20 protein-coding genes and 1 tRNA gene are annotated in these 19383 nt (G+C 73.8%); 12 read left to right on the top strand and 9 right to left on the bottom strand.

The genetic code is table 11. The features are described 5' to 3' along the window. Nucleotides 1-106 precede the first annotated feature (106 nt). Nucleotides 107-436: a YtxH domain-containing protein gene (locus GXB85_RS04000; RefSeq protein WP_161916351.1), complete on the bottom strand. Its 330-nt coding sequence runs from the start codon at nt 434-436 to the stop codon at nt 107-109. A gap of 106 nt (nt 437-542) precedes the next feature. Here GXB85_RS04000 and def point away from each other — a divergent pair, with 106 nt between their 5' ends. Both def and GXB85_RS03990 read left to right on the top strand, forming a co-directional pair. Next, entirely contained in the window at nt 543-1034 is a 492-nt protein-coding gene (gene def, locus GXB85_RS03995) for a peptide deformylase (protein ID WP_161916350.1), read from the top strand. A gap of 147 nt (nt 1035-1181) precedes the next feature. Beyond that, the gene (locus tag GXB85_RS03990; RefSeq protein ID WP_161916349.1) at nt 1182-1682 is read left to right on the top strand and encodes a DUF3145 domain-containing protein; all 501 of its coding nucleotides are present in this window, start codon (nt 1182-1184) and stop codon (nt 1680-1682) included. Between the two features lie 113 nt (nt 1683-1795). On the opposite strand, the gene GXB85_RS03985 is transcribed toward GXB85_RS03990, so the two are convergent. The 5 genes from GXB85_RS03985 to GXB85_RS03965 all read right to left on the bottom strand — a co-directional run bounded on the left by GXB85_RS03985 (nt 1796) and on the right by GXB85_RS03965 (nt 6822). After that, nucleotides 1796-3040: a beta-ketoacyl-[acyl-carrier-protein] synthase family protein gene (locus tag GXB85_RS03985; RefSeq protein WP_161916348.1), complete on the bottom strand. Its 1245-nt coding sequence runs from the start codon at nt 3038-3040 to the stop codon at nt 1796-1798. A 142-nt stretch (nt 3041-3182) separates the two neighbouring features. Next, complete coding sequence (locus GXB85_RS03980) at nt 3183-3431, bottom strand: acyl carrier protein (RefSeq protein ID WP_161916347.1); 249 nt, start codon at nt 3429-3431, stop codon at nt 3183-3185. Between the two features lie 115 nt (nt 3432-3546). Continuing rightward, a complete protein-coding gene (locus GXB85_RS03975; RefSeq protein WP_161916346.1) occupies nt 3547-4548 on the bottom strand; it encodes a beta-ketoacyl-ACP synthase III in 1002 nt (333 codons plus the stop codon). Then, a complete protein-coding gene (locus GXB85_RS03970) occupies nt 4545-5537 on the bottom strand; it encodes an ACP S-malonyltransferase (protein ID WP_161916345.1) in 993 nt (330 codons plus the stop codon). Before GXB85_RS03970 ends, GXB85_RS03975 begins: the two co-directional genes overlap by 4 nt. A 124-nt stretch (nt 5538-5661) precedes the next feature. Then, complete coding sequence (locus GXB85_RS03965) at nt 5662-6822, bottom strand: CdaR family transcriptional regulator (protein ID WP_237727955.1); 1161 nt, start codon at nt 6820-6822, stop codon at nt 5662-5664. A gap of 132 nt (nt 6823-6954) precedes the next feature. Between GXB85_RS03965 and GXB85_RS03960 the strand changes: the two genes are divergently transcribed. After that, nucleotides 6955-7638 (top strand): hypothetical protein, encoded by a 684-nt coding sequence (locus tag GXB85_RS03960; RefSeq protein ID WP_202627543.1) that lies wholly within the window; start codon nt 6955-6957, stop codon nt 7636-7638. 82 nt (nt 7639-7720) lie between these two features. On the opposite strand, the gene aceE is transcribed toward GXB85_RS03960, so the two are convergent. Further along, entirely contained in the window at nt 7721-10462 is a 2742-nt protein-coding gene (gene aceE / locus GXB85_RS03955; RefSeq protein WP_161916343.1) for a pyruvate dehydrogenase (acetyl-transferring), homodimeric type, read from the bottom strand. A gap of 300 nt (nt 10463-10762) precedes the next feature. Here aceE and GXB85_RS03950 point away from each other — a divergent pair, with 300 nt between their 5' ends. From GXB85_RS03950 to GXB85_RS03940, 3 genes are all read left to right on the top strand, one after another. Then, the gene (locus GXB85_RS03950) at nt 10763-11200 is read left to right on the top strand and encodes a DUF3052 domain-containing protein (RefSeq protein ID WP_161916342.1); all 438 of its coding nucleotides are present in this window, start codon (nt 10763-10765) and stop codon (nt 11198-11200) included. Continuing rightward, nucleotides 11200-11670 (top strand): peroxiredoxin, encoded by a 471-nt coding sequence (locus GXB85_RS03945; protein ID WP_161916341.1) that lies wholly within the window; start codon nt 11200-11202, stop codon nt 11668-11670. The genes GXB85_RS03950 and GXB85_RS03945 overlap by 1 nt, the downstream gene beginning before the upstream one ends. Before the next feature lie 43 nt (nt 11671-11713). Further along, nucleotides 11714-11787: transfer RNA gene (locus tag GXB85_RS03940), tRNA-Val, on the top strand. A 59-nt stretch (nt 11788-11846) separates the two neighbouring features. Here the strand turns inward: GXB85_RS03940 and GXB85_RS03935 are convergent. Next, nucleotides 11847-12728 carry a manganese catalase family protein gene (locus tag GXB85_RS03935; RefSeq protein WP_161916340.1) on the bottom strand — a complete coding sequence of 294 codons (882 nt, stop codon included), beginning with the start codon at nt 12726-12728 and terminating at the stop codon, nt 11847-11849. Nucleotides 12729-13018: 290 nt separating this feature from the next. On the opposite strand from GXB85_RS03935, the gene GXB85_RS03930 reads away from it, so the two are divergent. The 5 genes from GXB85_RS03930 to GXB85_RS03910 are packed head-to-tail and all read left to right on the top strand — an operon-like array spanning nt 13019 to nt 18061. Beyond that, nucleotides 13019-14404 (top strand): NAD(P)/FAD-dependent oxidoreductase, encoded by a 1386-nt coding sequence (locus tag GXB85_RS03930; RefSeq protein ID WP_161916452.1) that lies wholly within the window; start codon nt 13019-13021, stop codon nt 14402-14404. Nucleotides 14405-14451: 47 nt separating this feature from the next. Then, nucleotides 14452-15303, top strand: a complete 852-nt coding sequence (locus tag GXB85_RS18735) for an MOSC N-terminal beta barrel domain-containing protein (RefSeq protein WP_161916339.1) — start codon at nt 14452-14454, stop codon at nt 15301-15303. Nucleotides 15304-15330: 27 nt separating this feature from the next. Continuing rightward, nucleotides 15331-16590, top strand: a complete 1260-nt coding sequence (locus GXB85_RS03920) for a Nif3-like dinuclear metal center hexameric protein (RefSeq protein ID WP_370523998.1) — start codon at nt 15331-15333, stop codon at nt 16588-16590. Beyond that, nucleotides 16587-17330, top strand: a complete 744-nt coding sequence (locus GXB85_RS03915) for a C4-type zinc ribbon domain-containing protein (RefSeq protein ID WP_161916338.1) — start codon at nt 16587-16589, stop codon at nt 17328-17330. The genes GXB85_RS03920 and GXB85_RS03915 overlap by 4 nt, the downstream gene beginning before the upstream one ends. Then, nucleotides 17327-18061 carry a histidine phosphatase family protein gene (locus GXB85_RS03910; RefSeq protein ID WP_161916337.1) on the top strand — a complete coding sequence of 245 codons (735 nt, stop codon included), beginning with the start codon at nt 17327-17329 and terminating at the stop codon, nt 18059-18061. The genes GXB85_RS03915 and GXB85_RS03910 overlap by 4 nt, the downstream gene beginning before the upstream one ends. Nucleotides 18062-18079: 18 nt before the next feature. Here the strand turns inward: GXB85_RS03910 and GXB85_RS03905 are convergent, their stop codons facing one another. Next, on the bottom strand, nt 18080-18880 hold the full coding sequence (locus GXB85_RS03905) for a peroxide stress protein YaaA (RefSeq protein ID WP_161916336.1): 801 nt from the start codon (nt 18878-18880) through the stop codon (nt 18080-18082). Between the two features lie 81 nt (nt 18881-18961). Between GXB85_RS03905 and GXB85_RS03900 the strand changes: the two genes are divergently transcribed. Continuing rightward, complete coding sequence (locus GXB85_RS03900) at nt 18962-19348, top strand: tautomerase family protein (RefSeq protein WP_161916335.1); 387 nt, start codon at nt 18962-18964, stop codon at nt 19346-19348. The last annotated feature ends 35 nt before the right edge of the window (nt 19349-19383 follow it).

The raw sequence follows: 19383 nt of genomic DNA, 5'->3' as shown, positions 1-19383 counted from the left end.
CCGGGTGGGCGCGCGAGGCCGCCGCGGGACATGCCGCGGCGGGTGCGGACAGACCGGTGGCCACGGAGTCCGAGGACGTCCGTGGCCACCGGTGGTGCGAGGGTGCTCAGGCTGTGCCGTTGACGGACGAGCCCGAGGGGGAGGTGCTGGTGGTCGACGATCCCGTCGAGCCGGTCGAGCCGCCGTCCGTCCTGCTGCGGACGGTGTCGGTGGCGGTGCGCACGGCCTCGCCGACCTTCTCCTTCACGACGGGGGCGGTGTCGCGTGCGAGGTCGGACACACGGTGCTCGACCTCGGAGACCTTCTCCTGGACCTGCGGGTTCTCCCAGACCTTCTGCGCCTGGAGCCGGATCTTCTCGAACTGCTCGCGTCCGGCGCGCGTGCCGAGCACGTACCCGACGGCGCCGCCGATCAGGAATGCTGCCTTGGTGCGCATGTGGTCCTCCTTCGTCCGTGGTCGCGCCGGCCGACCGGCGCGGCGTCCCTGCCGTCGAGCGTAGGTCGCATCCGCGGAGCACGCGCGGCGTGGGAGCATGGGCGGCATGGCCATGAGAGAGATCCGGGTGATCGGCGACCCGGTGCTGCGGACCCCGTGCGAACCCGTGACCGAGATCGACGCGCGCGTGCGCTCGCTGGTCGAGGACCTGCTCGAGACCGTCGACCACGAGGGCAGGGCCGGACTCGCGGCGAACCAGATCGGCGTGGGCCTGCGCGCGTTCTCGTGGAACGTCGACGACGACCTGGGCTACGTGCTCAACCCGCGCATCGTCGAGCTGTCGCAGGACGAGTACCAGGACGGCGACGAGGGTTGCCTCTCGGTGCCCGGCCTGTGGTACCCGACCACGCGCTCCTGGTACGCGAGGGTCGAGGGCGAGGACCTCGACGGGAAGAAGGTCGTGGTCGAGGGCGTGGAGCTCATGGCGCGCTGCCTGCAGCACGAGGTCGACCACCTCGACGGGATGCTCTACCTCGACCGGCTGGACCGGTCGGTGCGCAAGAAGGCGATGCGGGCCCTGCGGGAGCAGCTCGCCTGATCCCGCACACGCGTCGGCGCGTGGGCTGGTCAAGCACGGGGTGCGTCGGGCATGCTGGCGCCAGCACGCCGCGAGTCCGTGCCGCCTCCCGCGCGGGGGACGAGGTCGTAGGGGAAGACGTACCTCGAACCCGACAGGAGGGCCGACATGGCTGGTGCCATCACCCGCGGTGTCCTTTTCGTGCACTCAGCCCCGCGAGCGCTGTGCCCTCACATCGAGTGGGCAGCCGGCGGGGCCCTGGGCGTGCGCCTGCACATGGACTGGACCGAGCAGCCCGCGGCGCCGGGGATGTTCCGCACCGAGTACTCGTGGCAGGGGGCCCAGGGCACGGGCGCCCGGCTCACGTCCGCGCTGCGCGGCTGGACGCACCTGCGCTACGAGGTGACGGAGGAGGCGAGCCACGGCGCCGACGGCGCGCGCTGGAGCCACACCCCCGAGCTCGGCATCTTCCACGCGACCACGGACGTGCACGGCAACACGATGGTCCCGGAGGACAGGGTGCGCGCCGCGCTCGAGCACGCCGGCGACCCGGCCCGCATGCGTCGCGAGCTCGACCTTGCGCTCGGCCAGGCCTGGGACGACGAGCTCGAGCCGTTCCGCTACGCGGGCGCGGGCGCACCCGTCCGCTGGCTCCACCGCGTCGGCTGACAGCAACCGACCCCAGCCTTCCCGCGGCATCGTGACTCCCGTGTCGGGATCGGGGGACCTGCCTGCCGATCTCGACACCTGCCTCACGACCTCGTCGGAACGGGTCGGGGCGCTCAGGGGGTCGTGAGGACCAGGGCGACGTTGTGGCCGCCGAAGCCGAACGAGTTGTTGATCGCGGCGAGGGAGCCGTCGCGCAGCGTCCGGGCCTCACCGCGGACGAGGTCGAGGACCAGCTCCGGGTCGGGCTCGTCCACGTTGATGGTCGGCGGGGCCGTGCGGTCGCGGAGCGCGAGGACGGTGAAGATCGTCTCGAGCGCGCCGGCACCGCCCAGCAGGTGACCGGTCATGGACTTGGTCGCCGAGAGCGCGACGTGGTCGGCGTCGGCGCCCAGCACCTCGCGCACGCTGCGCGCCTCGATCAGGTCGCCGACGACGGTCGAGGTGGCGTGGGCGTTGACGTGCACCACGTCCGCCGCGGCGACGTCGGCCTGCTCGAGCGCGGCGCGCATCGCGGCGATCTGCCCGCGCCCGCTCGGCTCGGGTGAGGTCATGTGGTAGCCGTCCGAGCTCAGGCCCACGCCTGCGATCCGGCCGTGCACGGTCGCGCCACGCGCGGCGGCGTGCTCGGCGCTCTCGAGGACGACGATCCCGGCACCCTCGCCCAGCACGAAGCCGTCGCGGCTCACGTCGTAGGGACGTGAGGCGCCAGCGGGGTCGTCGTTGCGCGTCGACAGCGTGCGCGAGGCGGCGAAGGCGGCGATCGGCATCGGGTGGATCGCGGCCTCGGTCCCACCCGCGACCACGACGTCGGCGCGGCCCGATCGGATCATCTCGACGGCGTAGCCGATGGCCTCGGCGCCCGACGCACAGGCGGAGACGAGGGCGTGCGCACCGGCGCGGGCGCCCAGCTCCAGCTCGACGTAGGCCGCGGGGGAGTTGGGCATGAGCATCGGCACGGTCATGGGGAGCACGCGCCGGGCGCCCTTCTCGCGCAGCGTGTCCCAGGCGTCGAGCGTGGTCCAGATGCCGCCGATGCCGGACGACACGACCGCCCCGAGGCGCTCGGGCTCCACGTCGGGCGCGCCGGCGTCCGCCCAGGCCTCGCGTGCGGCGATGACGGCGTACTGCGCCGACGGGTCCATGCGCTTGATCTCGGGGCGCGGCAGCACCTCGGCCGGTGGGACCTTGAGCTGGGCCGCGAAGCTCACGGGGATCTCGTACGTCTGCGCCCAGTCGTTCTCGAGCGTGCGGGCGCCCGACTCCCCGGCGCGGGCCGCGGCCCAGGTGCTGGCCACGTCCCCGCCGAGCGGGGTGGTGGCGCCGAGTCCGGTGATGACGACGTCAGGCGTGCTGGTCACGGTTCCTCCAGGGCGTGCGCTCGGTCGCGCGGGCGGACGGTCGTCGCGGTCGCTGCCGGGACGGGTGGAGCGGTGGGGCCTCACCCCGCCCCAGGGACCCGCCGTCGTGCGGCAGGCCCCTGGGCAGGGCGGACGGGCGGTCTCAGCCCTGGGCGCCGTTGATGTAGCTGACGGCGTCGCCCACGGTGGTGAGGTTCTTGACCTCGTCGTCGGGGATGCGCACCGAGAACTTCTCCTCGGCGAGCGTGACGATCGTCATCATCGACAGCGAGTCGATGTCCAGGTCGTCCGTGAACGACTTCTCCGACGTCACCGAGTCCGCGGGCAGGCCCGTCTCCTCGCTGACGATCTCGGCCAGCCCGGCCAGGATGTCCTGCTCGCTGAATGCCATCGTGCGTCTCCTCGTGTCGGTCGTGCTCTCGTGGTCGTCGCCCCGCGGGGCGCTGACGATTGTGGTGCGCACGCGGTGCGCGGTGGGTGGGACCCGCCGGTGCGGGCCGAGACCGTCAGGGCAGGACGACGACCTGGGCCGCGTAGACGAGCCCCGCGCCGAAGCCGATCTGCAGCGCCAGCGCGCCGCTGCTCACCTGCCCCTCCCGCAGCAGCCGCTCGGTCGCGAGCGGGATCGAGGCCGCCGAGGTGTTGCCCGTGTCGACGATGTCACGTCCCACGACGACGCCCTCGGGCAGCTTCAGCTGCTTGATCATCTGGTCGATGATCCGCATGTTCGCCTGGTGCGGGATGAACGCGTCGATGTCCTGCGCCGTCACCCCGGCCGCGGCCAGGGCCTTCTCGGCGACGGGCGCCATCTGCCACACGGCCCACTTGAAGACGCTCTGGCCCTCCTGGCGCAGCGTGGGCCAGGCCCCGCTGCGGTGGGCCTGCTGCCACGACTCGGTCTGGCCGATCGTGTGGGCCATCGAGCCGTCCGAGCCCCAGATCGTCGGTCCGATGCCGGGTGTGTCCGACGGACCCACGACGACGGCGCCGGCCCCGTCGCCCAGGAGGAACGAGATCGAGCGGTCGGTGGGGTCGATGAAGTCGCTCATCTTCTCGGCACCGATCACGAGCACGTTGCGTGCGTTGCCCGAGCGGACGAGGGCGTCGGCCTGGCCGATGCCGTAGGTGTAGCCCGCGCAGGCCGCCGAGATGTCGTAGGCGGCTGCGGGGGTCGCGCCGATGCGGTCGGCAACCACCGCGGCGCCCGCGGGCGTCTGGTGGAAGTACGTGACGGTCGACAGGATCACGGCGTCGATGTCCGCGCCCGTCAGCCCGGCGTGGTCGAGCGCGGCCCGGGCGGCGGCCTCCGAGAGGTCGAGCACGTCGGTGCCGGCTCCGGCACGACGACGCGTCGCGATGCCGGTGCGCTGGCGGATCCACTCGTCGGACGAGTCGATCGGGCCGGCGACGTCGTCGTTCGTCACGACGTTCTCGCCGCGCACCGCGCCGATGCCGAGGATGCGCGAGTGGGCCGGGCCGGTGGCCTGGGTCAGGACGGGACGGGTCACGCCGGGGTCTCCTCCGGGTCGACGGGGCGGGTTCCGGCGTGCCTGCTGATCAGGTCCCGGGCTGCGGTGAGGTCCTCCGGCGTCTTGACCGCGACGGTCTCCACCCCGGGCAGGCTACGCCGGGCCAGGCCGGTGAGGACACCCGCGGGTGCGAGCTCGACCAGCCCGGTCACGCCGAGCTCGACCAACGTCTGCTGGCAGAGGTCCCATCGCACGGGCGCGACCACCTGGGCGCCCAGGCGGGCGAGCACGTCGGTGGCGGCACCGTGCTCGAGGCCGGCGTCGCCGGTGATCCGCGCATAGGGGGCGCCGTCGGCGTTCGACAGGAGCGTGAGCCGCGGGTCCTGCGCAACCCAGTCCTGGGCGACGGGCGCGAAGCGCTCCATGGCGGGCTGCATGAACGGGGTGTGGAAGGCGCCGGCCACCTGGAGCGGGATCACGCGGGCTCGTGCGGGCGGTGCCGCCGCGAGCCGCTCGAGCGCGTCGTGGGCACCCGCCGCGACCACCTGACCGCCGCCGTTGACGTTCGCGGGCCACAGCCCGGCTGCCTCGATCGCGGTGAGCACCTCGTCCGGGTCGCCGCCCACGACGGCCGCCATGCCCGACGGCGCGGCGGCAGCCGCGTCGGCCATGAAGCGGGCGCGGGCGCTCACGAGGCCCACGGCGCCCGCGTCGTCGAGCACCCCGGCGACGGCAGCGGCCGCGAGCTCGCCCACCGAGTGGCCGGCGGTGACGTCGGCCACGTCCTCCGCGGGTCGCCCGTCGAGCAGGGCGCGCAGCGCGACGAGCGAGGTGGAGACGATCAGCGGCTGCGCGACGGCCGTGTCACGGATCGTCTCCGCGTCCGACGTGGTGCCGTGCGCGGCGAGATCGAGACCTGCGGCCTCGGAGTGGGTGGCGACCTGCTCGGCAGCCCCGTCCAGCTCGAGCCAGGGGGCGAGCAGGCCGGGGGACTGGGAGCCCTGACCGGGGCACACGATGGCGAGCACCCGACAACTCTGGCCGAACCGCACGCACGTGCAGGGCTACGACGGGCACCAACCTCGCACCGGCTCGTTGTGCGAACCCGACAAAGGTGTGCCGGCGTGGCATGCGCGGCTCGCCGTGCGCCGCTCAGGTCTCGTCGAGCCGGCCCAGGGCGAGGGCCGTCTGCAGGACGTAGGCCTCGCGCGCGTCGAGCGGGTCCCACCCCGTGACCTCGGCGACCTTGCGCAGGCGGTAGCGGACCGTGTTCGGGTGCACGTACAGGACTCGGGCGGCGGCTTCGAGCGAGCGCCCGTGCTCGACGTGCGCCGCGAGCGTGTCGAGCAGCGACCCGCCGGCGGCGACGAGGGGCCGGTAGGCCTGCTCGACGAGGGTGCGTCGCGCGACCTCGTCGCCCACGAGCACGCGCTCGGGCAGCAGGTCGTCGGCCGCGACCGGCCGCGGTGCCGTGGGCCAGGCGCGCGCGGCCGAGAGGCCCGCGAGCGCCGCCGCCGCCGAGCGGCCCGCCTCGTCGAGGCTCGCGACGCTCGGCCCGATCACCACGGGCCCCGGACCGAAGCGCGCGAGGAGCAGCTCGGCGCCCGCGCGTAGGTCGCCCTCGCCGCCGAGCACGACCACGAGGCGTTCGCCCTGGATGCCCACGAGCGCGTCGTCGGCGGCGCGCCGGGTGGCCCGGCGCAGCTCGGCCGCTCGCACGTCGTCGAGCGGGGCGGACGTCGTGCCGACGAGGACGAGGGCCTTGCCGTGCCCGCTCCAGCCCAGGGCTGCGACACGTGAGCGCAGGGCGTCGTCGGCGTCGCCGCGCACGAGTGCGTCGACCACCAGGGCCTCGAGGCGCGCGTCCCAGGCCCCGCGTACCTCGGCCGCCCGCGCGTAGACCTCGGCCGCCGAGAACGCGACCTCGCGCGAGTAGCGCAGCACTGCCTCACGCAGGTCACGTTCGGCGCCGGGGGCCGCGAGACGGTCGCTGTGGTCCTCGACCACCTCGACGATGAGGCGGACCAGCTGCAGCGTGTGCTGGAGCGAGATGGAACGCGTGAGCTCGGGCGGCGCCGCCGCGAAGATCTCGCTCGCGCCGTGGGGCGGCACCGAAGGGTCGGAGAACCACGAGATGAAGCTCGAGATGCCGGCCTGCGCCACCAGGTTGACCCACGAGCGGTCCTCCGCGGGCAGTGCGCGGTACCACGGGAGGGTCTCGTCGAGCTTGCGCATGGCCGCCGCGGAGAGCAGCCCGCTGCCGTCGTGGAGCCGCCGCAGGGTGTGCGCGTTCTCGCGCGAGGAGCCGCCCATGCCACGGAGCATAGAGGTCGCTCGGCATGCCGTGCGGGTCCGTGCTTGTAGGGACCGTACAACGCGTCCTCGCTGCCGGTGGCGGCGCGTGCTCGACCGGTGCGTCGGGGCCTGTGCGGCTATGGTCGGAGCATGGCACTGCTCCCACGCCTCCGTCGTCTGCTGCGCCGTCCGGTCTCGGCGACGCGTGTCGGCCTCCGCCGGCCCACGTCGGCCCGTCGGAGGGACACGATCCACGAGGACGCGGTGCGCTCGGTGCTCACGGAGGACCCGAACGACGTGCGCGCGTTCCGTGCGCTCGCCGAGATCGTCCGACGGCGTGCGGCCGAGGTCGGGCCCGACGGCGACCCGTTGACCGCCCCGCAGGACGACGTCGAGAAGCAGCGTGCGGCCGACCTCGCGGTCTGGGCCCTGGCCGAGGAGCTCGCCGGGCACCCGCGGGCGTGGTACCCGCTCATCGAGCTCGCACGGCTGTCGGTGCACGACGACCACGAGGGCGCCCTGCGCCGACTCACCACTGCGGCCGAGCGTGACCCCGACGGGCACGCGCTCGTCGAGGGCCTCGCGATGCTGCGAGAGTCCGGCCTGCCCGTCGAGGCGCTCGGTCTGGGCGTCGGTCACTGGCGCGTCCGTGAGCACACGCCCGAGGTCGCACGGCACCTCGTGCTCGCCGCGATCGAGGCCGACCGTCCGCTCGAGGCGCGTCACCACCTGCGGGCGCTCGACATGCACCCGGACCACGCCGCGGCGGCGCGGCTGCGCACCGAGCTCGAGCAGGTGGTCGCCGAGGCCGAGCAGCGCATCCCGGGTACCTGAGCCGAGAGCGTCTCACCCGCTGCTCAGCACGAGACCCCGTCGGCCAGCGGCCGGCGGGGTCTCGTCGTCCCGGGATCCTGGGTCAGGAGTCGCCGCCCGCGACGCCCGAGCTGCCGGCCCGCACGTCGTGGATCTGGTACCGCTCGATCGCCTGCGCGGGTGCCTCGGCGGGCACCTCGCCGCGGCGGGCGAGCAGCTGGAGCACCTTGACCACGGTCGAGGGGCCGTCGATCTTGAAGTGGCGGCGCGCGGCCTGCCGCGTGTCGGAGAAGCCGAAGCCGTCCGCCCCGAGCGTCGCGTACTCGCCCGGGATCCACGTGCGCACCTGGTCCGGGACCATGTGGTTGTAGTCGCTCGTGGCGACGAAGGGGCCCTGCGCGTCGGCGAGCTTCTGCGTGAGGTAGGCCGTGCGCGGCTCCTCCTCGGGGTGCAGGAAGTTGTGCTCGTCGGCGGCGAGGCCGTCGCGACGCAGCTCGTTCCAGCTCGTCACGGACCAGACGTCGGCGCGCACGCCCCAGTCCTCGGCGAGCAGCTCGGCCGCCTCGAGCGCCCACGGCACCCCGACGCCCGAGGCCAGGATCTGGGCCCTCGGCCCGTCACCCTCGGTGGTGTGCACGCGGTGGATGCCGCGCAGGATGCCCTCGACGTCCACGTCCTCCGGCTCGGCCGGCTGGACCATGGGCTCGTTGTAGACCGTCAGGTAGTACATGACGTTCTTGTCCCGGCCGTCGTCCTCGCCGTACATGCGTTGCAGGCCGTCCCGCACGATGTGCCGGATCTCGTACCCGTACGCCGGGTCGTAGTGCAGCACGGCGGGGTTGGTCGCCGCGAGGACCGGTGAGTGGCCGTCGGCGTGCTGCAGGCCCTCGCCGGTGAGCGTGGTGCGGCCCGCGGTGGCGCCGATGATGAACCCGCGGGTCATCTGGTCCGCTGCGGCCCAGAACTGGTCGCCCGTGCGCTGGAAGCCGAACATCGAGTAGAAGATGTAGACCGGCACGAGTGCCTCGCCCTGCGTCGCGTAGGACGTGCCCACCGACTGGAACGCGGCGGCCGAGCCGGCCTCGTTGATGCCCGTGTGCAGGATCTGCCCCGCCTCGGACTCCTTGTACGAGAGCATGAGCTCGCGGTCCACGGCGAGGTAGTTCTGGCCCTGGGTGTTGAAGATCTTGGCGCTCGGGAAGATCGCGTCGAGGCCGAAGGTGCGTGCCTCGTCGGGGATGATCGGGACGATCCGGTGCCCGAACTCCTTGTCCTTCATCAGGTCCTTGAGGAGCCGGACGAACGCCATGGTCGAGGCGACCTGCTGGGTGCCGGAACCCTTGGCGAGCACCTCGTAGGTCTTCTCCGGAGGCAGGGTCACCTCGGTGAACTTCGACCGCCGCTCGGGGACGAACCCACCCAGGGCACGACGGCGCTCGATCATGTACTGGATCTCGGGCGACTCGGGCCCGGGGTGGAAGTACGGCGCCTGGTACGGGTCCTCGATCTGGTCGTCCGTGACGGGGATGCGCAGCGAGTCGCGGAGGGTCTTGAGGTCGTCGACCTTGAGCTTCTTCATCTGGTGGGTCGAGTTGCGACCCGCGAAGTTGGTGCCCAGGCCGTAGCCCTTGATCGTGTGCGCGAGGATCACGGTCGGCTGCCCGGTGTGCGCCACGGCCGCGGAGTACGCGGCGTAGATCTTGCGGTAGTCGTGGCCACCACGCTTGAGCGCCCAGATCTCGTCGTCGGTCATCTTCTCGACGAGGGCCTTGGTGCGCGGGTCGCGCCCGAAGAAGTGCTCGCGGATGAACGCGCCGTCCTCGGCCCGGTAGGTCTGGAAGTCGCCGTCGGGCGTGGTGTTCATCAGGTTGACGAGCGCGCGGTCCTTGTCGGCGTTGAGCAGCGCGTCCCACTCGCGGCCCCAGATCACCTTGATGACGTTCCAGCCCGCACCGCGGAAGAACGCCTCGAGCTCCTGGATGATCTTGCCGTTGCCACGCACCGGGCCGTCGAGGCGCTGGAGGTTGCAGTTGACGACGAAGTTGAGGTTGTCGAGGCCCTGCTGACCCGCGAGCTGGAGCATGCCGCGGCTCTCGGGCTCGTCCATCTCGCCGTCGCCCAGGAAGGCCCAGACGTTCTGCTGGCTCGTGTCCTTGATCCCGCGGTTGTGCACGTAGCGGTTGACCCAGGCCTGGTAGATCGCCGAGGCGGGGCCCAGGCCCATGGAGACGGTCGGGAACTCCCAGAAGTCGGGCATGAGGCGCGGGTGCGGGTAGCTCGACAAGCCGCCGCCGGGCACCGAGACCTCCTGGCGGAACGCGTCGAGCTGGTCGGCCGAGAGGCGGCCCTCGAGGAACGCGCGTGCGTACACGCCGGGGGAGGCGTGGCCCTGGAAGTAGACCTGGTCGCCACCGCCGGGGTGGTCCTTGCCGCGGAAGAAGTGGTTGAGGCCGACCTCGTACAGCGTCGCGACCGAGGCGTAGGACGAGATGTGGCCGCCCACGCTCACCTCGGGGCGCTGCGCACGCGTGACCATGACGGCGGCGTTCCAGCGCAGCCACGAGCGGTAGCGGCGCTCGACGGCCTCGTCACCCGGGAAGTAGGGCTCCTCGTGCACGCCGATCGTGTTGACGTACGGCGTGGTGAGCGAGCTGGGCACGGCGACGTTGCGCTCGCGCGCGCGCTTGAGGAGGTTGAGCAGCACGTAGCGCGCACGCGGACCGCCGCGCTCGTCCACCAGCCCGTCGAACGACTCGATCCACTCGTCGGTCTCCTCCGGGTCGATGTCCGGGACCTGGCTGAGAAGCCCGTTGATCAGAGGGCCTGTCGTGTCACGTGCAGCCACTGCACACCTCACCTCTCGTCCGCACCGTCCGGGACCCGATCGGCCACGGTGCGGTGCACGGTTCGTCCCGGGCCGGGCGGCGAGGTGACGCCGACGAGCCTCGGTCGTCCGACCATTCTCGTGGTAGCGGGGGTGGAAAGTCACACCGGGTCACCGTGCGGACGGACGTGACGTGCATGACACGCCGTCGTGCACCTGCGGACCTGTGGCGCTTGCCACAGGGCGGGTGGATGCTGTGGGCTACCGTGAGGCAGCCGTCGCCACCGGGCGACGGCGAACGACGAAGGGGACGGCACACCAGTGGGATCGACCGCGGAGGCTGCGGGCGGCCAGGGCACCGAGGCTGCACGCCTCGGCTACTCGGCCGGTCAGGTGGTCCAGGAGTTCGGCTACGGCGACGACGTCGACCAGGACCTGCGGGCCGATCTCGAGGGTGTCCTCGGCGGCGAGCTGGTCGACGAGGACTACGACGACGTGTGCGACGGCGTGATCGTGTGGTGGCGCCAGGACGACGGCGACGTCACGGACCTCACCGACACCCTCGTCGACGCGCGGACGGCGCTCGACGACGGTGGCACCGTGTGGCTGCTCACACCCAAGGCCGGGCGTGGCGGTCACGTGGGCCACAGCGACATCGAGGAGGCCGCGACCACGGCCGGCCTGCACGCCACGAGCACGCTCCCCGTGGGCTCGGACTGGTCGGGCACGCGCCTGGGCACGCGCGGGCGGGGTCGCTGATGGCGGCTGCCGGTGCTCCGCGCCCCGGCGACGTCGCCCCGGACCTGACGCTCCCGGACGTGCACGGCACGCCCGTGTCGCTCGCGGACCTGCGAGGCACGCCCGTCACGCTCGTGTTCTACCCGTTCGCGTTCTCGGGCATCTGCACGGGTGAGCTGTGCGAGCTCCGTGACTCCCTCGAGGACTTCGAGGCCGCGGGCGCGCGCCTGCTCGCCGTCTCGTGCGACCCGGTGCCAGCGCTGCGGGCGTGGTCCGAGCAGCAGGGGTTCGGCTTCGACCTGCTCTCGGACTTCTGGCCGCACGGCCAGGCCGCCCGCGCCTACGGGGTGTTCGACGAGCAGAAGGGCCTTGCGGTGCGCGGCAGCTTCCTGATCGACGCCGACGGCATCGTCCGGTGGAGCGTCGTCAACCCGCCCGGGCAGGCGCGCGCCCTCGGCGACTACCGGGCGGCCCTGGCAGCGCTGAGCTGAGCCCATCCGGGGCTGTGCGGCGGTAGTGTGTGCGCCCGTCGTCGGGCCTGTAGCTCAGTTGGTCAGAGCGCCGCGCTTACACCGCGGAGGTCGTCGGTTCGAGACCGGCCGGGCCCACGTGCACGCGACCGTGACGGGGCCCCGGCACGCGCCGGGCGCCCGTCACGGGCGTCCCCTCACTCCTTGGTGAGCTTGTCCTGCACCGCGCCCGCGACCTTCTCGACCGCGTTCGGGAGGTCGGTCGTGCCGTAGAAGCGGCTGTCGGGGCGCGTGGGAGGTGGCATCGGCACGCCGCGCTCGGGCGCCTCGTGGTAGGCGAACTCGCCGTTACCGTCGGGGGTGGGGCCGCTCGCCCACGAGCCCTCGGAGGCGTGCGCGCCGTCGGAGAAGTTGAGGTAGTCGTACGACACCGAGGTCTCCTCCTTCTTCTGCGGGAAGTTGCTCGGCACCGGCAGCTGCTCGTAGCCCTCCTCCTGCAGCTCGCGGGCCGCCGCGATCCACTGGTTCTGGTGCATGGTGTCGCGCGCCAGCAGGAACGAGAGCAGGTCGCGCACGCCCGCGTCGTCCGTCATGTGGTAGAGCCGGGAGACCTGCAGCCGCCCCTGCATCTCGGCGTTGGCATTGGCGGTGAAGTCGGCGAGCAGGTTGCCGCTCGCGGTCACGTACGAGGCCGACCACGGGTTGCCCATGCTGTCGACGGGTCGTGCGCCGGCCCCCGCGACGATCGCGTGCTGCAGGTCCGTCCCGCCCACGACGGCGGCGACGGTCGGGTCGTCCTGGACGGCCTCCTCGGTCACGCCGAGGGGCGCCTTCTCGAGCAGCTGCGCGATCATCGTCGCGAGCATCTCGACGTGCCCCATCTCCTCGGCACCGATGCCGAAGAGCAGGTCGCGGTACTTGCCCGGCAGGTGAGCGTTCCAGGACTGGAAGCCGTACTGCATGGCCACGGTGATCTCGCCGTACTGGCCCCCGAGCACCTCCTGCAGCTTGCGGGCGTAGACGGCGTCGGGACGGTCGGGGCTCGCCTTGTGCTGGAGCTCCTGGCGGTGGAAGAACATCTGAACCTCCGGGTCACGGCCCGCGGGCCGGTGGGTCCTGCGGTGGCTCGGGATCGCGGAGGCGCGCGGCAGCCGCGGCACACCAGCTCGACCTCGAGATGGCGCCGACGGCCTTCCTGCGTCGGTGCTTCTTCCCCGCGGGGCTGCGCGCCCTGCGGCGCTCCCACGCTAGGCACGTGCGTGCGCGAACCGCGACCGGTGGGGCGGTGGGCTCGCGCACCGGATGGGTGCTCGACGCGCGTGCCGGGCAGCCCGCCCGTACGGTCGAGGGACCGACGGAGGAGGAGCGCATGTCCCACGCCCACCCGCCCCGCCTCGACGGACCGGGGCCTGGTCACCACCACGTCGTCGTCATCGGCTCGGGCTTCGGCGGGCTCTTCGCGACGCGCGAGCTCGCCCGGGTGCCCGGCGTGGCCGTGACCGTGGTCGCCGCGACGGGCCACCACCTGTTCCAGCCACTGCTCTACCAGGTCGCGACCGGAATCCTCTCCGAGGGCGAGGTCGCTCCCGCGACGCGTGACGTGCTGCGCCGCCAACGCAACGCGCGCGTGCTGCTCGGGACCGTGACCGACGTCGACGTCGAGCGGCGCGCCGTCACCGCCACGTCGCCGTCGGGCGAGTACGAGGTGCCCTACGACTCGCTCGTCGTCGCCGCGGGCGCCGGGCAGTCCTACTTCGGCAACGACCACTTCGCGCGGTACGCGCCGGGGATGAAGAGCATCGACGACGCGCTCGAGCTGCGGGGGCGGATCTTCGGCGCGTTCGAGCTCGCCGAGCTCAGCGACGACCCCGAGGAGATCGAGCGGCTGCTGACGTTCGTGGTCGTGGGCGCCGGGCCCACGGGCGTCGAGATGGCCGGGCAGATCGCCGAGCTCGCGCACCGCGCCCTGCGCGGCAACTTCCGCCGGATCGACCCGCGGACCAGCCGCATCGTGCTCGTCGACGCCTCTCCCGAGATGCTCGGCTCGTTCGGCCAGGACCTGTCCCGGGCGGCCCAGGACCAGCTCGGGCGGCTCGGGGTCGAGGTACGGCTGGGCGAGATGGTCACGGCCGTCGACGCCGACGGGCTCGAGCTGCGCGCGCGCGACGGCAGCACGCGGCGCATCGACAGCCGGTGCAAGGTCTGGGCCGCGGGGGTCGCGGCCTCGCCGCTGGGGGCGCGGCTCGCCGAGCGCGCCGGGGCCGAGACCGACCGGGCCGGCAGGGTGAAGGTCGAGGCCGACTGCACGCTGCCCGGGCACCCCGAGGTGTTCGTCATCGGGGACATGATGGCCCTCGACGACCTTCCGGGAGTGGCGCAGGTCGCGATGCAGAGCGGTGTGCACGCGGTCCGGCAGATCGCCCGCCGCCTGCGTGGCGAGACGGGGCGGGAGCGCTTCGTCTTCCATGACAAGGGCAGCATGGCCACGGTCTCGCGCTTCCACGCGATCGCGCTCGTCGGTGGCCGTGAGGTCGCCGGGTTCGCGGCATGGGTGCTGTGGCTCGGCGTGCACGTGTTCTACCTGATCGGCTTCAAGAACCGGGTCACGACGCTGCTGCACTGGGCCGTGAGCTTCATCGGCCGTGGGCGGTCCGAGCGGACGGCGACCCTGCAGCAGGTGCGTGCGCGCCAGGCCCTCGCTGCGCAGGAGGAGAGAGCGCGCGCGGCGGCCCACCCGGCTGCCGCCGACGCCTGACCGCCCGGCCCGTCAGCGCGCGCGGTGGCCGCTGCTAGGGTCCGCCCGTGCACGTGACCGAGCTCGCCGTCTACCCGGTCAAGTCGTTGCGCGGGACCAGCCCGCGCGAGGCCGACGTCGAGCCCCAGGGCCTGCGGCACGACAGGCGCTGGATGGTCGTCGACGCCGCGGGGGACAAGATCCGGCTCGAGCACCATCCGCGGCTGCTCTCCGTGACCGCACGGCCCGCGGCCGACGGCGGGATCGAGCTGGTGCGGGGAGGTGACCGCGTGGGCGTCGCACCGCCCACGGACGGCGAGGTCGTGCCCGTGAGCCTCTCCCGCGTCGGGACGGCCCGCCTCGCGGCTTCCGAGGCCCACGCCCTGCTGAGCGACGTCGTCGGCCGTGACGTCCGGCTCGTGTGGCTCGACGACCCGACGCGCCGGTCGGTCTCGCCGTCGCACGGCGGGCGCTCCGGAGAGGTGCTGAGCCTCGCCGACACCGCGCCGCTGCTGCTCACCACCGTTCCCTCGCTGCGGCGGCTCGAGCAGTGGGGGCGCGAGCGCTACGCCGAGCGGTACGCAGCGTGCGGACGTGAGGCGGGTCCCCGGCCCGCACCGCTCGCGATGGAGCGCTTCCGGGCCAACGTGGTCGTGGACGGAGGGCTCGAGCCGTTCGTGGAGGACGGCTGGACGCACGTGACGATCGGTGCGCTGGGCTTCCGGGTGTCCGAGCTCTGCGACCGGTGCCCGATCCCGGGCATCGACCCGGAGACCCGCCAGGTGACGGCCGAGCCCCTGCGCGCGCTCGCACGGCACCGGCGCCGTGACGGGCGGACCTGGTTCGGGGTGCGGCTCGTGCCCGAGGCCACGGGCCGTCTCGCTGTCGGTGACGCCGTGACCGCCATGAGCGCACCGTGACGGACCGCTGCCGGTAGCGTCGCCGTCGTGACTGCAGACCACGCCCCCGACGTGCCGGCCCCGACCCTCGCCGACGTCGTCTCGGCGCTCGACCGGAGGTATCCGCCGTCGTCCGCGGAGTCCTGGGACGCCGTCGGCACCGTGTGCGGTGACCCGGGCGCACCTGTGCGGAAGGTGCTGCTCGCCGTCGACCCGACCTCGGCCGTGGTCGACGAGGCCCTCGCGTGGGGCGCCGACCTGCTCGTCACCCACCACCCCCTGCTGCTGCGTGCGGTCCACTCGGTCGCGGCGACCACGTTCAAGGGCGAGCTGGTGCACCGGCTCGTGCGCGGGGGATGTGCCCTGCACGTCGCGCACACGAACGCCGACGCCGCGCGCGGGGGAGTCGCCGAGGCGCTCGCCGAGCTGCTGGGCGTGGTCGACCTCGAGCCTCTGGTGCCCGTGCCCGGCGAGGCGCTCGACAAGCACGTGGTGATGGTGCCTGTCGATCACGCCGAGCGGCTCGTGGACGCCATGGCGGCTGCCGGCGCGGGTGCGTTGGGCGACTACCGGCGCTGTGCCTGGACCACCACGGGCACGGGAACGTTCGAGCCCCTCGAGGGTGCCCGGCCGTCCGTCGGCCGCGTGGGTGAGCGCACGCACGTGCCCGAGGCAAGGGTCGAGATGGTCGCGCCGCGTCGGCTGCGCGCCGTCGTGGTGAGGGCAGTGCGCGCCGCGCACCCCTACGAGGAGCCGGCGTTCGACGTGCTCGCGCAGGCCGAGCTGGACGGCTCGACCGGAATCGGCCGGGTTGGGCGGCTCGACGAGCCGATGACGCTGCGCGCGTTCGGCGAGCGGGTCGCCGCACGGCTCCCGGCCACCGAGCAGGGCGTGCGGCTCGCGGGTGACCTCGACGCCCCGGTGCGGACGGTCGCCGTCGTCGGCGGCTCGGGCGACTCGCTGTTCGACGCGGTGCGCCGCGCGGGGGTCGATGCGTACGTCACCGCTGACCTGCGCCACCACCCCGCGTCCGAGCTGCGCGAGCGGGCCGAGTTCGAGGCGCGTCGCGCGGGCCGGCCCGCGGCCGCGGGGACGCCGTTCCTCGTCGACGTCGCGCACTCCGCGAGCGAGTGGCCGTGGCTGCGACGTGCGGCGGCCGCCCTCGAGGCCGATCTGGGCGCCGCGGCTGCCACTACGGTGGAGACCCGCGTCAGCACGTTGCGGACCGACCCGTGGACAGGGCGCGTCGCGTCGCCCGGCCCGGACCCAGCCACCGCCGCCGAACCGTCCGGAGGGACCCACCCGTGACCACTGCCCCCGTCACCGACCAGCACCGGCTCCTCGAGGTGCAGGCGCTCGACACGCGCCTTGCCCAGATCGCGCACCAGCGCGCGTCCCACCCGGCGCACGCGCGTGCCCAGGAGCTGAGCACGCGGCTCGCCGACGTCGAGTCCGCCGTGGTCACCTCGCGCACGGCCGTGACCGACCTGCGCCGTGAGCTCACCAAGGCGGAGGGCGACGTCGAGCAGGTGCGTGCGCGTGCGGCACGTGACCAGGCGCGCCTCGAGTCCGCGGCCGTGAGCGCCAAGGACGCCCAGGCGCTCACCAGCGAGCTCGAGGCCCTCGCTCGCCGGCAGGGCGACCTCGAGGAGGTCGAGCTCGAGGTCATGGAGCGGCTCGAGGCGCACGAGAAGGCCCTCGGTGACCTCACGTCCGCGCGTGACGACCTGCTCGCGCAGCAGACGGAGGCGGCGGGCGTGCTCGAGCGCGCGCTCGCGGACCTCGACGCGGAGGCCGCCGACGTGACGCAGCAGCGCGAGGCCCGCGCCGAGGGCCTCGACGCGGGCCTCGTGAAGCTCTACGACCGCTTGCGCGAGCAGCTCGGTGGGCTCGGCGTGGCCGCGCTCCGCGGACGTCGCTGCGAGGGATGCCGGCTCGAGCTCAACCCGCACGACCTCGCACGCATCTCGGCCGCGCCGCAGGACGAGGTGATCCGTTGCGAGGAGTGCGGTCGCATCCTGGTGCGCGGCGCCGAGCAGCCGCGATGACGGGACCCGACGCCGCGGACGACGCGCCGCCGGCCCCGGGGCCCCCGCGCGCGCCCAGACCCTCGGGCGCCGCGATGCGCTTCGACGCGGCCGAGTCGCTGACGGTGCTGCTGGTGCGGCACGGCGAGACCGCGCACACCCAGAGCAAGGCGATGTCGGGCTCGTCCGTCCCCGGTCCGCCGCTCGCGCCTGCAGGGCGGATCCAGGCGGCCAAGGCGGCCGACCTGGTGTTCCGGGTCGGCCGCTCCGTCTGGCCCGACGTGCACCACCCCAGCGCGCTGCTCGCCTCGCCCATGGTGCGCACCCAGGAGACCGCGGCCGCCGTCGGGCGCCGGCTCGGGCTGCACGTCGTGACGGACGCAGCGTTCGCCGAGTGCGACTTCGGTGCGTGGGAGGGTCGCACGGCCGCGGAGATCGAGGCCGATGCCCCGGGGACGCTCCGGGAGTTCTACGAGACGCCGTCGGTCGCCGCACCGGGCGGCGAGGCGCTGCTCGACGTCGGTCGACGCGTCGGAGCCGGCCTCGAGGGGCTGCTGGACGGGGGAGTGGGCCGCACCGTCGTGCTGGTCAGCCACGCGATGGCGATCCGGGCGGCGGTGGGGGTGACCCTCGGGGTGCCCGCCGAGCACTGGGGCTGGGTGCGCGTGCTCCCCGGTTCGGTGACCGCGCTGCGGTGGTGGGCGGACGGCTCACGCGAGGCCGTCGTCGTGGGGATGCCGACGGACCTCTGACCGGCCCCGGTCCGGGGCTCAGCCCACGACGAGCGTGAGGACGTGGGTGCCCCGCGGCCCACGTGCCAGCTCGGCCGTGCGCAGCTCGCTCGTCATCAGGCCGGGCGCCGTGCGGCCGATGGGCCCCGTCCCGACCAGCTCCAGGGCCGCCGCGAGCACCTCGGCCGGTGTGCGTGGCAGGTCGCCGCGCATGAGCAGGTGCCCGGTGAGCGCACCGCGCGCGTGCTTGGCCCAGTGCGAGACCACGGTGCGCCGCCCCTCCACCTCACGCTCGACACGCACGGTGAGCTGCGCCGACGCGGGTGGCACCCAGGCCGCTGCGTAGGCGGTCGAGCGCAGGTCCACCACCAGGTCGACGGGCGCGAGCACGGGTTCGAGCCTCGGGCGCCAGAACCCGGCGAGCGGCCCCACACCGGGGAGGTCCGTGCCCATCGAGAGGCGGTAGGCCGGGATGCGGTCCTCGGGCCCGACGACGCCCCAGAGCGCCGAGACCACCCGCAGCGACTCCCGCGCCCGCTCGAGGGCCGCGCCGTCCAGGTCCCCGAGGCCCGCCGCGGCGTAGAGCACCCCGGTGTAGACCGCGCGGGCCGGGCCCGCGGGTGCGCTGCGCAGCGTCGTGTTCCGGGCGACCTCGTCCGCGAGCGTGGCCCCGACCCCCAGGCGCGCGGGTGCGTCGTCCAGGGCGCTGACCTCGGCGAGCGCGTCGAGCACCTGCTCACGCGCCGGCCGCAGCACGGGCGCGGTCAACAGGTCGAGATCGACGGGGGCGCCGCCGGCGGGGGAGGTCTTGCCCTCGGAGGGCGGCAGCAGCACGAGCACCGGAGCAGGGTAGTCGGGGCACGGCGGTGGGCGTGGCCGCCAGCCCTAGGGTGGTCCCGTCGAGCGAGGGGACGGTGCGCGATGGCGCAGGTCAAGGTGTACGGGCGCAGGTCGATCTGGCAGGGGCGCACCGCCGAGGTGTCCGACGCGATCCACCGGATCGTCGTCGACGCGTGGGCCCTCCCGGCCGAGAAGCGGTTCCACCGGTTCCTCCTGCTCGCGGACGACGAGCTCGTCGCACCCGGGCGCGGGCCTGCCTACCTGGTGGTCGAGGTGGTCGCGTTCGCGGGCCGGAGCGAGCACGCCGTCCGGCGCCTGGTCCACGGCCTCGCGCGCGAGCTCCCGGCCGCGCTGGGGGTCGACGAGCAGGACGTCGAGGCCGTGGTGCTCGAGGTGCCCGCGACGCACTGGGCCATCCGCGGCCGCGCCGGGGACGAACTGGCCCTGGACTACCGCGTCGACGTGTGACCGGTGCCCGACGGCGTTCGGTGGCGCGCCGCCCC

This window comes from Cellulomonas sp. APG4 (assembly GCF_009996735.1).
In the GTDB taxonomy this organism is placed as follows: Bacteria; Actinomycetota; Actinomycetes; order Actinomycetales; family Cellulomonadaceae; genus Actinotalea.
Note: the sequence above shows the minus strand (reverse complement) of the source record. Positions and strands in the feature narration are given on the sequence as shown.